General features: G+C 72.9%; 10 protein-coding genes and 1 tRNA gene. 2 read left to right on the top strand and 9 right to left on the bottom strand.

Annotated elements, in window-relative coordinates:
• From ACXJMZ_RS23295 to ACXJMZ_RS23315, 5 genes are all read right to left on the bottom strand, one after another.
• A complete protein-coding gene (locus ACXJMZ_RS23295) occupies positions 1-2,169 on the bottom strand; it encodes an ATP-binding cassette domain-containing protein (protein WP_457031994.1) in 2,169 nt (722 codons plus the stop codon).
• On the bottom strand, positions 2,166-4,529 hold the full coding sequence (locus ACXJMZ_RS23300; RefSeq protein ID WP_457031995.1) for an ATP-binding cassette domain-containing protein: 2,364 nt from the start codon (positions 4,527-4,529) through the stop codon (positions 2,166-2,168). Before ACXJMZ_RS23300 ends, ACXJMZ_RS23295 begins: the two co-directional genes overlap by 4 nt.
• On the bottom strand, positions 4,526-5,344 hold the full coding sequence (locus ACXJMZ_RS23305) for a hypothetical protein (RefSeq protein ID WP_457031996.1): 819 nt from the start codon (positions 5,342-5,344) through the stop codon (positions 4,526-4,528). Before ACXJMZ_RS23305 ends, ACXJMZ_RS23300 begins: the two co-directional genes overlap by 4 nt.
• Positions 5,345-5,388: 44 nt before the next feature.
• Positions 5,389-6,666 (bottom strand): cytochrome P450, encoded by a 1,278-nt coding sequence (locus ACXJMZ_RS23310; protein ID WP_457031997.1) that lies wholly within the window; start codon positions 6,664-6,666, stop codon positions 5,389-5,391.
• A gap of 113 nt (positions 6,667-6,779) precedes the next feature.
• Positions 6,780-6,944 carry a thiocillin family RiPP gene (locus ACXJMZ_RS23315; protein WP_457031998.1) on the bottom strand — a complete coding sequence of 55 codons (165 nt, stop codon included), beginning with the start codon at positions 6,942-6,944 and terminating at the stop codon, positions 6,780-6,782.
• A 263-nt stretch (positions 6,945-7,207) separates the two neighbouring features.
• Here ACXJMZ_RS23315 and ACXJMZ_RS23320 point away from each other — a divergent pair, with 263 nt between their 5' ends.
• Both ACXJMZ_RS23320 and ACXJMZ_RS23325 read left to right on the top strand, forming a co-directional pair.
• Entirely contained in the window at positions 7,208-8,149 is a 942-nt protein-coding gene (locus tag ACXJMZ_RS23320) for an ABC transporter ATP-binding protein (protein ID WP_457031999.1), read from the top strand.
• Positions 8,146-8,991: an ABC transporter permease gene (locus ACXJMZ_RS23325; protein WP_457032000.1), complete on the top strand. Its 846-nt coding sequence runs from the start codon at positions 8,146-8,148 to the stop codon at positions 8,989-8,991. Before ACXJMZ_RS23320 ends, ACXJMZ_RS23325 begins: the two co-directional genes overlap by 4 nt.
• 74 nt (positions 8,992-9,065) lie before the next feature.
• On the opposite strand, the gene ACXJMZ_RS23330 is transcribed toward ACXJMZ_RS23325, so the two are convergent.
• The 4 genes from ACXJMZ_RS23330 to ACXJMZ_RS23345 form a co-directional block, all read right to left on the bottom strand.
• A tRNA-Thr gene (locus ACXJMZ_RS23330) sits at positions 9,066-9,139 on the bottom strand.
• A gap of 83 nt (positions 9,140-9,222) precedes the next feature.
• Positions 9,223-9,870 carry a leucine efflux protein LeuE gene (gene leuE / locus ACXJMZ_RS23335; RefSeq protein WP_457032001.1) on the bottom strand — a complete coding sequence of 216 codons (648 nt, stop codon included), beginning with the start codon at positions 9,868-9,870 and terminating at the stop codon, positions 9,223-9,225.
• A gap of 84 nt (positions 9,871-9,954) precedes the next feature.
• Positions 9,955-11,532 carry an alpha/beta hydrolase gene (locus tag ACXJMZ_RS23340; protein ID WP_457032002.1) on the bottom strand — a complete coding sequence of 526 codons (1,578 nt, stop codon included), beginning with the start codon at positions 11,530-11,532 and terminating at the stop codon, positions 9,955-9,957.
• A gap of 81 nt (positions 11,533-11,613) precedes the next feature.
• Entirely contained in the window at positions 11,614-12,714 is a 1,101-nt protein-coding gene (locus tag ACXJMZ_RS23345) for an alpha/beta hydrolase-fold protein (RefSeq protein ID WP_457032003.1), read from the bottom strand.
• Positions 12,715-12,799 lie beyond the last annotated feature (85 nt).

Consider the following 12,799-nt stretch of genomic DNA (forward strand, 5'->3'; position numbering starts at 1 on the left):
TCACATCTCCTGGAGTCGGGCGAGTCGGGTGAACAAGGGGTCGTGGCCGAGCAGTTCGTCGTAGGTACCGGAGGCCGTCAGTCGGCCGCCGGAGAGCACATGGATTCGGTCGGCGGTGCGGATGGTGCTGAGCCGGTGGGCGATCACCACCCGGGTACGGTCGAGACCCGCGACGGCTTCGGCGACCCGCAGCTGGGTCGCGTTGTCGAGCGCGGAGGTGGCCTCGTCCAGCAGCAGGACGGCGGGCCGTCGGACCAGGGCACGCGCCAGCAGCAGGCGCTGTACCTGACCCCCCGAGAAGCCCTGGGCGTCCTCCCCGACCCGGGTCCCGAGGCCGAGCGGAAGACTGCGCAACTCGTCGGCGATACCGGCGAGTTCGGCGGCCTCCCAGATCTGCTCCTCGGACACGTCGGGGTCGCTGCCGGCCAGGTTCTCCAGCAGTGAGCCGCGCAGCATCCGGCCGTGCTGGAGCACCACGCCGAGCCGGCGCCGGACCAGCCGGGCGTCCAGCCCCGCCAGGTCCTGTCCGTCGTAGCGGACGGTGCCGGACTCGGGCGTTTCGAAACCGAGCAGCAGGCGTACCAAAGTGGACTTACCGGCGCCGGACGGGCCGACCACCGCCACCAGTTCGCCGGGCGCGGCGTGCAGCGACACCCCTTCCAGCGCGGGCGCCGCCGTCCCCGGGTAGCGGAACGTCACCCGGTCCAGCGCGACCGCACCGAGCAGTTCGCCCGGATCGGTCAACTGCCGGTTCCCGTCCGCCGGGTGGACCTCGGCCAGGATCGGGCGGATCCGGTCGAGCACCGGCGCGATGCCGTACGCACTGGCCGCGGCATGGGTGACCTGACCGAGCGCCGCCGCCACCTGACCGGCCGCCACACCGGCTGCCATCAGGTGCCCCGACGGCGTCGCACCGTCGAACACCGCCCCCGCCAACAGGACCGCCAGCAGCAGCGGTTGAAGTCCTGCGGTGAGGGCGCCGGCCGCGGCGTCGGATCGCTGAGCGGCCGCGTCGGCCCGCTTCTGGGCGGCGAACGGCACCGCCCAGCGGGCGAACGCCTGGATCTCCCGGCCCGCCGTCTGGATCTTGTCGATCCCGAGCAGCAGCCCGTACAGCACGCCGTTCAGCTGTCCGTGCAGCTCGAACACCGTGCTCTCGTGGCGCTGGCGGTGGCGACCGAGCAACAGCAGCAGCCCGGTCACCACCAGTACGGCGAGCAGCAGCAGCCCGCCGAGCCAGGCATCCACCAGCAGCAGGACGGTGAGCCCCGAGGTGGCGAACACCGCCCCCAGCACCGCGCTGACCAGCACCTCGGACAGCGCGGCCCTGGCCTGGGCGACCGCATTGGCCCGATGGACCAGGTCACCCGTGGTGTAGTCGCGGAAGAACCGGGCGTCGTGACCGAGCAGACGGTCCCAGACAGCAGGTTCCAACGCGCTCTGCACCCGCCCGGTCAGGCGGACGGCAGCGGTGTTCCGGACGATCACCAGCAGCCAGGCCGCCAGCACCGCCGACCCCAGCAGCAGGGCCAGCCAGCGCACCGGGTGCCGATCGGCCGCCAGCAGCTGGGGCATCAGCACCCCGGCGCTCAGCGGCACCATCAGCCCGAGCAACGCCGCCCCCAGACCGGCTGCGGTCAGCCTGCCCAGGTCACGCCGTGCCCCCGGCACCCGCAGCACGAACCGCGCCAGGTCCGCCGGTCCGAGGTCACCCTCGGGCAGCGGCAGGTAGAGCAGCAGCGCTCTGACCTGCAGGGCGACCTCACCCCGGCCCGCCGGGTCGAATCTGCGGTGGCCTCCCGCCGGACGCGGCACCAGCGCGACCGGCCGGCCGTCGTCCGCCGCGAACCCCACCATCGGACCGGCCGTCCCTGCCGGATCGCCGTGCCCGTCCGCCCCGGCCGGCAGCGTCACCGGCCGGTACCGCACCCCGACCGACCGCAGCAGTACGGTCAGCGGGTCACGGGAGGTGCGTACGGCAGCCGGGAGTTCGGCGTTGCTGCCGGTCTCGGGGACCGCGCCCAATGCGGCCAGGACGGCGTGCGCCTGCGCGGCCGGGCTTGCGGTCGCCCGCTGGTGTGGCTGTCGTCCGCCACGGCCGGCGTGCAGCACGCCGACGGCGGCGGCGAGCGCGGCGCGGTTGGCCTCGGCGGTGGCCGTGGCGGTCATGACTTCTCCTCCTTCTGGGTCTCGGCCTTCGGGGTCTGGGCGGTCTCGGCCTGGGTCTTCTCGGCCTGGGCGGTCTTCTCCGCGAGCAAGGTCCGGTACGGACCCGGGACGGCGGCGAGTTCGGTGGGGGTGCCCTGCTGGACGATCCGGCCATCGGCCAGCACGACCACCTGGTCGGCCGCCTGAATGGTGCTCAGCCGGTGGGCCAGCACCAGACAGGTGGTGCCCCGGCGGCGGAGGTGCTCGTTGACGGCCGCCTCGGTGTGCGCATCCAGCGCGGAGGTGGCCTCGTCCAGCACCAGCAGGGCCGGATCGAGGGCGAGCGCACGGGCCAGTTCGAGGCGTTGGCGCTCACCGCCGGAGAGGTTGCGAGCGTCCTCGTCGATCCGTCCGGCGTCCAACCCGCCGCGCCGGGCGACCAGTTCGGCAACCTCGGCATCGTCGAGCGCACGCCGCAGGGCGTCCTCGTCGGCGGCCGGGTTCCAGAGCGTCAGGTTCTCCCGGACGGTCCCCTCGAAGAGCCGCAACTGCTGCTCCACGTAAGCGACCTGACCGGTCACCACGGCACGGTGCCAGTCCTCGCGGGGCCGGCCGTCCAGCAGCACCTGCCCGGACCAGGGGCGCAGCACCCCGGCCGCGAGCCTGGCCACCGTGGACTTGCCGCTGCCGCTGCCGCCGACCACGGCCACCCACTCACCCGGGCGGATGTGCAGCGAGATCCCGGTCAGCGTGGCGGGCCGGTTCGGGTCGTAGCCGAACTCGACCTCCCGCAGCTCCAGTTCGCCGCTCAACCGGGGCGAAGGCTCGGCTTCATCGCCCGGCGCGTCCAGCACCGGGGTCAGGTACGGGTCGGGCTCGGTGCCCTCGACGTCCTCCAGCAGTGCGTTCTGTGCCCTGGCGATGGTGAAGTCCGAGATGGCGCCGACCAGTTGCCCGACCGGCGAGAGGAATCCGTTCAGCAGCAGCAGGAAGGCGAGCAGCGTCCCGACCGAGAGCGAGCCGCTGAGCAGCATCGAGGTGCCGGCCACCACCACCGTTGCCGTGGCCGCCGAGTTGAGCGCACCGGGCAGCGAGAGCGGCACGATCACCGCCGTGGTGACCCGCTGACCGGTCTCCATCGCCCGGGCCTGCCAGCCCGCCCAGGACCGGAAGAACGAATCCTCCGCCCCCTCCGCCTTCAGCGTCTCGATCGCCGACACACCGGCGAACGCGACCCCGTCCCGCTTGTACTGCTCCGCGTGCAGCCGGTGCACCAGACCGCCGCGCCGCCGGTCCGCGACCCGCAGTGCCAGGATGTCCAGCACCGCCACCACCACCGGCACCACCGCCAGCCGAGGCTCCAGCCAGACCAGTGCGCCCAGGTGCACCGCGGCTGCGGTCGCGGCCGCGGCCACGGCGGCCAGGCGGTGCGAAAGCAGCATCGCCAGACCGTCGTTCATCTGTACCCGGGTCACCAGGCCGCCCAGCTGGCGGCGGTGGAAGAACGATCCGGGCAGCCGCAGCAGCCGCCACAGGAACCCGGCCGAGGCGCGGGCTGCCATCGCCTCCAACACCCGGTTGACCAAAGCTTGTTGAAGCCAGGTGCCGAGCACGACCGTCCCGGCCACGGCAGCCGCCGCGAGTGCCAGCGGGGTCGCCCAGGCCACCGTGCCCTCGATCACCACGGACCGGAGGTAGGCCCGCAGCAGGAACGCCGCGGCGACCCCCGGCACCGCCAGCGTCACGGTCAGCAGCACCGCCAGCAGCAGCGGCCCTACGAACGGCCGCATCCGCGCCGCCAAGGCCCGCAGCAGCGGAAAACGCCGGCCACCGCCCTCGAAGTCCGGACCGGGCTCGAACCCGACCGCGATCCCGGAGAACGAGTCCCAGAACTCGGCCGGTGTCGCCGAGTACGAGCCCAGCGACGGGTCGTTGACGTGCACCCGGCCCCGCTTGATGCCCTCGAAGACCGCGAAGTGCGGGCCGGTGACCAGGACCATCGACGGGACCTGCAGGCCGTCGAGGCCGAGCAGCCGTTCCTCGGTCCGGACCACCCGCCGCCCCCGGGCCAGCAGCCCGTACCGGCCGGCCGCCCTGGCGACCACGGCCGCGCTGACACCGTCCCGGCTCACCCCACAGGCCCGGGAGGCCTCGTGCAGGGTCACCCGACGGCCGAACGCGCCCAGCACCACGGCCAGGCAGGCCGCACCGCAGTCCTGCTCCTCCATCTGCGGCACCACGGGCGTCCGCAGGTGGCGGCGCGGCCTGCGCTTCGAAGTCGCCTTCGGCTCTGGCGTCGGCTTCGGTTTCGGCGGCTCGGGCCGACGCGGCTCCTCGTGCTCCGCCCCCGGCGCCGCCGTCTCGCGGACGTCGAGGCTCATCGTCCGGCCCCCGTCCCGAACACGGCCTGGTACGGGTGCCTGGCACCCAGGTCGACGGAGACCGTCAACGGCACCGGACCGTGCAACTGTCCTATGGTGGACGGGATTCGGGCGTACGCGGTCCACACCGGGGCCGATCCGGCCGGCAGGCCGGGCAGCGGCACGGTGAACGTCCCGTCCAGCGAGTCGGCCCGGACCGGCAGGGCGTCCGCCGCGGTGATCGTGGCCTCGACCGTCCCCGCCCCGGGCACCGGCACCAGCACCGTCCGGCCAGGCGTGAGGTGTCCGGCGTCCTGCAACGAAGTGGCGAAGATCCGGACAGTCTGCGGAAGTTGACCGGCATCCAGCATGGCGAGGCCCGTCCCGGCCGCGATGACGCTGCCCGGGGTGGCGAGCAGGGAGGTGACCGTGCCGGCGTACGGCGCCCGGACAACGAGCTCTTCGCCCGCCGATGTCCGGAGCAGTGCGAGCTCCTGGCCCTGCGTCACCCTGGCCCCGGTGCCCACCCGATAGGCGAGCAGGGCACCCGTGTACTCGGCCCGGACGGTCTCCGGGGCGGTTCCGTGGGCGAGCACCGCCGGCAGCGCGAGGGTGTGCGGCAGGGTGCCGAACACCGCCCAGCCGCCGCCCGCGCCGACCGCGAGCAGCAGTGCGGCGGCGGCAGCCCAGAGCCTGGCACCGACCAGTCCGACCGGACGGTCCAGCCCGGGTTCGAGGACTGCGGCGGCCCGGGCCGCCGCGACCGCGGTGGCTCCCTTCGTGCCCACGGTCGGCTGCTCGGTGTCCGGGCCGTTCGGCCTGGTCGCGACGGTCACGATCTCCCCACTCTCCGATGCTCGCTTCCTGGTGGCTGTACCGCTCATGGCCGCCCCGCCCCCACGAGGGCGGCCGCCTGCTCCGCGGGTGCCATGAGCGGGCACCGCAGCGGAAGTTCACGCATCCCACCGAAGACGAACTGCGTGCTCCACGGCACGGTCTGCTCGGTCAGCGGTGTACTCAACTCACGCGTCCGCCCCGCCTCGGCCAGGCCGCGCAACACCGCCGCGCCCGCCATCAGCGAGAGCGGCGCCCCCAGGCAGTGGTGCGGGCCGTGGCCGAAGGCGAGGTGACGCGTCTCCGCCCGGCCCGGGTCGAAGACGTCCGGGTCGGCGAAACGACGTGGGTCCCGGTTGGCCGCCGCGTACAGCAGCAGTGCGACCCGGCCGGCCGGGACGACGGTGTCGCCGAGGGTGATCTCGTGGGTGAGAGCGCGGGCGCTGGCGCGCACCGGGCTGCCGAGGCGCTGGGCCTCGTCGAAGACCGCTTCGGCCCGGTCGGGCCGGCTTCGGATCAGTTCGGCGAGGTCCGGGGTACGGAGCAACTGCCAGACGGCCAGGGCCAGTCCGGAGGTCAGCGTCTCCAGCCCGTTGGCGAGCAGCATGACCACGAAGGCGAGCAGGTCCTGATCGTCCAGCCGGCCGTCGGCGCGAGCCACCGTCAGGCGGCTGATCAGGTCGTCGCCCGGATTTGCGGCGCGGGCGGCGCACAGTTCCTCGACGTAGCTGCGGAACTCCTCGAACTCGGCGTCCAGTTCGGCGATCCGGTCCGGATCCGCCGGGGCGTCCTGGCTGCCGAAGTCGTCGAGCAGTGAACGCGCCATCAGACCGGCCCAGCCGGTGACGCGCTCCTGTTCGGAGTCGGGGATGTCGAGGATCGCGCAGGAGACCGCCACCGGCAGCGGCACGGCGAGGTCGGCAACCACGTCGAACTCCCCCGCCGCAAGCAGGGGTTCAAGTGTCCGGGCGGTCGTGTTCTCGATCCGGGTGCGCATCTGCTCCAGCCGGCGGGCACTGAAGGCGGTGGTGGCGAGGCGCTTGAGCCTGGTGTGGTCGGCGCCGTCGCGCATCGGGAGCATTCGGTTGACGATCCGGGCCAGGGCGGTGGAACCGGCCCTGGGCAGACCGACGGTGGTCGGGTCGACGGCCGTCCCGGGGTGCGTCAGGACGGTGATGATCTCCTGGTAGCCGGAGACCACATGGACCCGGCCGAGGTCGAGCACCGGCGCCTCGGCCAGCAGTCGGCGGTAGAGGGCGGGCGGGTCTTGCTGGGCGGCGGGCTGCTGGATGAACCGCGTCAGCTCCTGCCGGAGGTTCTCCATGGCCCGGCTCTCCTTCACTGCTGGTCGGTGGCCCGCATGAGGGCTGGAGGGTGGTAGCAGGGTGCCGCGGTGACCCCACCCGAGGGCGGACTCACCGCGGCACTGGACCCGAATTACTCAGAAAGCTCGGCGACGTTGTTGGAGACCGAGCTGAAGCTCGAGACCGGGCAGGCCGCGCAGGCCAGCGAGCTGACGGAGACGCCGGCGCCGTTGACGGTGTCCAGCTCCTCGATCTCGATGTCGAACTGGTCGTTCGCGGCGATGTTGTTGTCAGCCATGGTGGGCTCCCTTCGGGGTGTGGCGCCGGCCCCGGCGGGGCTGGTCACCATCGGCGCCGATTTCGTTTTCCGGCTTTTTCTCCGGCTCGTTTTCGGCGATGAGGAAACTATGCACCCGGCACCCGGAAGTGCGTCAGTAGGGGATGTCAGGAACTCACCTCTACAAAATGCCATATGCCCATCCATGACATTTTGAACATGCTCTGACCTGCATTGATAGCGCCACTTGCCTTATAAGGGCGCCCCGGTTCACCCTGTATTACATGACACTCACCACTGGCCCGGGAATTCCCGGCGAACCGGCCGTAGAGGTCCGCGACCTGCGGCGCAGCTACGGCGACTACGAGGCCGTCCGGGGCATTTCCTTCTCGGTCGCGCGAGGCGAACTCTTCGCCCTGCTGGGCACCAACGGCGCCGGCAAGACCACCACCCTGGAGGTCCTGGAGGGGTACTCACCGCCGAGCTCGGGCACCGTCCGGGTGCTGGGCCTGGACCCGTACACCCAGGGCGCCCAGGTCCGGCGACGGACCGGCGTGATGCTCCAGGAGGGCGGCTTCTTCAAGGAGTTGACCGTCCGGGAGACCGTCGACTCCTGGCGGTCCTTCATCTCCGGCGCCCAGCCTGCCGCCCAGGTACTCGACCGGGTCGGGCTCACCGAACGGGCCGGCACCAGGGTGGCCCAGCTCTCCGGCGGCGAGCGGCGCCGGCTGGACCTCGCGCTGGCCGTGCTGAACACCCCGGAGCTGCTGTTCCTGGACGAGCCGACCACCGGCATGGACCCGGAGGCCCGCCGGGCCACCTGGCGACTCGTCACCGAACTCCGGGCGGCCGGTACGACCGTCCTGCTCACCACCCACTACCTGGAGGAGGCCCAGCAGTTGGCCGACCGGGTGGCCATCATGGACCGGGGGCAGCTGGCCGCCGTCGGGACGGTCGAGGAGGTGCTGTCCGGGCACGGCACCCGGATCACCTTCCCGCTGCCCGCCGGTCTTCTTCCCACCCAACTCCCGGCCGTCCTCGGCGAGTTGCCGACCGTCACCGACGGCACGGTGCTCTACACGGTGGCCCGTACCGCCCCTGCGCTGGCCGCCCTGCACACCTGGGCGGCGGAGCTGGACGTCGAGCTGGACGGCATCGAGGCCCGAAACGCCTCCCTCGAAGACGTCTTCCTGGAACTGGCCCACGAAAAGGCGGAGACCCGATGAGCATCGCGACCACCACCGCATCCCGCCAGCACCTCGCCTGGCCCGCCTACGCACGCGGCCAGTTCCTGCTCTCCTGGCGGGTGTTCTGGCGCAACCGGCGCTCGACCTTCATCGGCTTCCTGCTGCCGGTCCTGCTCAACCTGGTGGTCGCGGCCCCACTGCGCGACCAGCAGATCGCCGGGGTGAACGCGGCGGCCTACAGCACGGTCGGGTTCATCGGCTTCGCGCTGGTGACCTCATTCATCAACCTGCTGAACGGCGTGGTGGCGCGACGGGACGACCTGGTGCTCAAGCGCCTGCGCGGCACCGAGGTCCCACCGACGGCGATCTTCGCCGGGCAGTTCGGCGCGGCCGGCGCGGTGGTCCTGCTCCAGGTGCTGGTCCTCGGCGGGCTGTCGGTGGTCTGGTTCGACGCCCCGCTGCCGGCCGACCCGCTGCTCCTCCTGCTGGCCCTGACCGGCGGCTTCCTGCTCTTCGCCGTCCTGGCGGTGGCCCTCTCCGGCCTCACCCCCAGCGCGGAGGCCGCACCGATGATCGCCACCCCGGTCCTGCTGATCTGCATGTTCGGCAGCGGCGTGGTCGCCCCCCTCAGCTCCATGCCGCAGTGGCTCCAGGCCCCCGCCCACAACCTCCCGCTCGCCCCCGTGGTGGAGACCCTCCGCACCGCCTGGTTCGGCCGCCCCTTCGGCCCGGAGTCCTGGAACAGCGCCCCGCTCCCCACCCTCGACCTCCTGCACACCTGGCAGCACGCGGCCCCGGCCCTGCTGGTGATCGCCGCCTGGACCGCGGGCGCAGCCGTCCTGGGCCGCCGCCTCTTCCGCTGGGAGCCCCGCCACGGCTGAGGGTGGGTCAGCGGCGGTGTCCGGACATGGCGAAGGCCCCAGGTCACGGCGAGTGAGTCCTGGGGCCTCCACGGAGCCGCCTTCGGGATTCGAACCCGAGACCTACGCATTACGAGTGCGTTGCTCTGGCCAACTGAGCTAAGGCGGCACCGTTACCTCCGGCGAGATGATCACGCCGTCGGCAACGCGAGCCAGTCTACACGGTGCGAACCGGTGGTCCGCACCCGGCTTTCAGGCGGAGGAGACGGCCAGCTTGGCGGCGAAGCCGGCGAAGAGGACGGCGACGCCGCTGGTCAGGCCCGCCGAGAGGCGCTTGCGGCGGCGGAAGGCGGTGGCCAGGGTGGTGCCCGCGAAGATCAGCAGGGAGAGGTACAGCACGCTGAAGGTCTGCAGGACGCCGCCGAGCAGGGCGAAGGAGAGCACCGGCTGACCGTACGTCGGATCGACGAACTGGGTGAAAAAGGACAGCAGGAACAGAATGGCCTTGGGGTTGAGCAGGCTGATCACCAGGGCGCGGCGGAACGGCCGCTCGATGGCGGCCGGCGCCTCGGCGGCCTCGTCCGAGGCGGCGTGCCGTTCGCGCCAGAGCTGACGCGCAGCCCGGAGCATGCCGAAGCCGATCCAGAGCAGGTAGGCCGCGCCGCCGAACTTCACCACGGCGAAGACCGCCGGGTTGGCCTTCAGCAGCGAGGAGGCACCGAGGGCGGTCAGGCTTATCAGGGTGAAGTCGCCGACGAAGACGCCCGCGGCGGCCGAGTAGCCGGTGCGGATGCCCTTGCGGGCGGCGACGGACAGGACGTAGAGCGAGTTGGGTCCGGGCAGCAGGACGATGACCAGGGCGCCGAGGACGTACGTCGCCAGGTCGTTGACTCCGAGCACGAAGCATTCCTTCGGCAGGCGGCGGGCGAGGCCGGATGAGCAGGGGCGGACATCGTACCTACCAGGCCGAAGATCGTACTGTCGTTATTTCGCGCAGCGGGTCCCGGCGGCCGGGGCGTCGCCGCCGAGCAGGTAGCGGGTGACCGCGCCGTCGATGCAGGTGTTGTGGCGGCCGTACGCGGTGTGGCCGTCGCCGTCGTAGCTGAGCAGGCGGCCGGACTCCAGCTGGCCCGCCAGCGACTGGGCCCAGGCGTACGGGGTGGCCGGGTCGCGCGTGGTGCCGACCACCACGATCGGGGCGGCGCCGGCCGCGCGGATGGTGTGCGCGGCCCCGGTCGGCCTGACCGGCCAGTAACCGCAGGCGAGCGCCATCCAGGCCATGTCCCGGCCGAAGTGCCTGGACGCCTGCTCGAACTCGGGCACCGCCGCCGCGGCCTCCGCCGGGGAGGCGAACGGGGCGGGCAGGTCGAGGCAGTTGACGGCCATGTTGGCGTACATCAGGTTGGGGTAGCTGCCGTCCGCGCCCCGGTCGTAGTACTGGTCGGAGAGCTTGAGCAGCGCCGTGCCGTCGCCCGCCTTGGCGGTGGTCAGCGCGGTGCGCAGCTGCGGCCAGAGGAACTCCGCGTACATCGCGTGGATCACCCCGGTGGTGGCCTGGGCCTCCGTCAGCTTCCGGCCCGACTCGGTGGGCAGCGCGCCACCGTCGATCCGCTTGAAGAGGGCTTCGAGCTGCTGGTCGATCTGCTGGGCGTCGCCGCCGAGCGGGCAGTCCTCGCGCTTGGCGCAGTCCTTGGCGAAGGCGGCCCAGGCCACGTCGAAGCCGCCGGCCTGGGTCTTGTTGCCCGCGCGGGCGTCCAGGGACGGGTCCATCGCGCCGTCCAGCACCATCCGGCCGACCCGGGACGGGAACAGGCCCGCGTAGGTGGCGCCAAGGAAGGTGCCGTAGGACTTGCCGAGGTAGCTGAGCTTCTGGTCGCCGAGCAGGGCCCGCAGCACGTCCAGGTCGCGGGCCGACTCGACGGTGCTGACGTGGCCGAGGAAGGCACCGGCCTGCTGCCGGCAGCCCGCCGCGAACTCCTGGTCCGCCGCCACCAGGGCGTCGATCTCCGACTGGTCGTCAGGAGTGATGTCGGCGGCGGTGTACGCGTCCATCCGGTCCCCGGTGAGGCAGGTCACCGGCGAGCTCCGGCCGACCCCGCGCGGGTCGAGACCGACCAGGTCGTACGCCCCCCTGACCTCCGGGTCGTAGCCCTTGGCCACGCCCTCGACGTACTCGACGGCCGAACCGCCGGGGCCGCCCGGGTTGAGCAGCAGCGAGCCCAGCCGGGCCTTGCCACCGGTGGCGCGCTTGCGGGCGGCGGTCAGCACCAGGTCGCCGCCGGCCGGGGCCGCGTAGTCCAGCGGCACCTTGAAGGTGGTGCACTCGAACTCGCCGTCGCAGGACTGCCAGGTGAGCTTCTGCGCGTAGTAGGACGCCAGCGCGGCCGGGATCTCGGCGGGCAGCGGCTCCAACGGGGTGACCCCGGCGGCCGGAGCGCGGTCCGAGGACGGCGCGGAGGAGACGGTCTGACCGGGTGTCGACCCGCCGGAGGTACAGGCCCCGAGCAGCAGGGCAGCCGCCAGGACGGCGGGCACGAGGCGGGACGGCCGGACAGCTCGCATGGGTGCTTCTCTCTGCGCTCGGTACCAGGGTGCATCGAGCGTAGCGGTCGCGCCCGGCCCGACCGGTGCGGGCCGGGGGCCTCAGCCCGTACGGGTCAGGCTCTCCGCCAGGTACTGGGCCGCCACCCGGACCAGCCGCAGCCGCTCCCGGTCGGGCGCGAAGTCCTGCACCACGTCGGAGATCCGGACGTTCGCCTTGGCGGCCCGGCCCCGGCCGCCCTGCAGGGCGGTCTGCAGCTTGCGGGCCGCGTCCAGCCCGGCCGCGTCGTTCTTGGCGGCCGCCAGCAGCAGTTTGGCGGTGGTCCCCTCGGGGGCCTCGGCGCCGGTGCCCGCCAGCGCGGTGGCGTCGTACCGGCCGGAGACGGCGGCGGCCGCCCCGTACAGGTCGGGCCTGGCCAGCCCGGCGGCGGCCGCGCAGGCCGCGCCGCCGTCGATGCCCAGCACGCCCCAACTGCCCGGTCCCGCCGGGAGGGTACGGAACGCGGCGGCCACCGCCGTCCGCAGCGCCTGGTCGTCGGCGATCGCCTGCGGGGCGGCGGCGACCAGCTCGCACGGGTGCTCGGTGCCGGTCGGCGCCTCGGGGGCGACCACCACGAACGGCCGGGCCCGGCCCAGCTTCACCGCCGAGGCGATGCCCTCGAACACGTCAGGCACCTCGGTGTCGGCGGTCCGCCGGGCGGTGCCCGCGTGCAGCACCACCACCGGGAACCTGGCCTGCGGGTCGGTCCGGTACCGCTCGGGCAGCCAGACCCGTACGGTGCGCGGCCGGCCGCCAGGACCGGCCACCGAGCCCTCCAGCAGCTCACCCCCTGCGGGCTTGCCGATCGCGTCGAACTGGGTGACCACCGGCGGCAGTTCGGGCGAGGCGGCGGCCACCGGCGGGGCCGCCGGATGGTCAGCCGCCGCGCGTTCGGCTGCCGCGCGTTCGGCCGCCACGACAACGGCGGCCCGAGCCGGGTGCACTCCACGGCCGTCCAGCGCAACCGCCACGGTGAGCGCGGTCACACACATGCCGCACAGTACCGCGCCACCCGCACGGAGCAGCAACGGGCGTTGCTCGGCGACCAGTTCGTACGTCTGCGCGGACTTCAGGTCGCGCCAGCGGACCAACGCGGCCCGGGTCAGCCAGAATCCGACGGCCAGGGCCAGCACCAGCAAAACGACGAGGAGCGGACGGGGCATGGGGCGCACCACCTCGGGGAACCGAACACGAACGGCCCGGCCTTCGGGGCCGCAGACCACGGCGTACTCGGTCCACAGCGTGCAA

The sequence above is a fragment of the Kitasatospora sp. P5_F3 genome, from assembly GCF_054049135.1.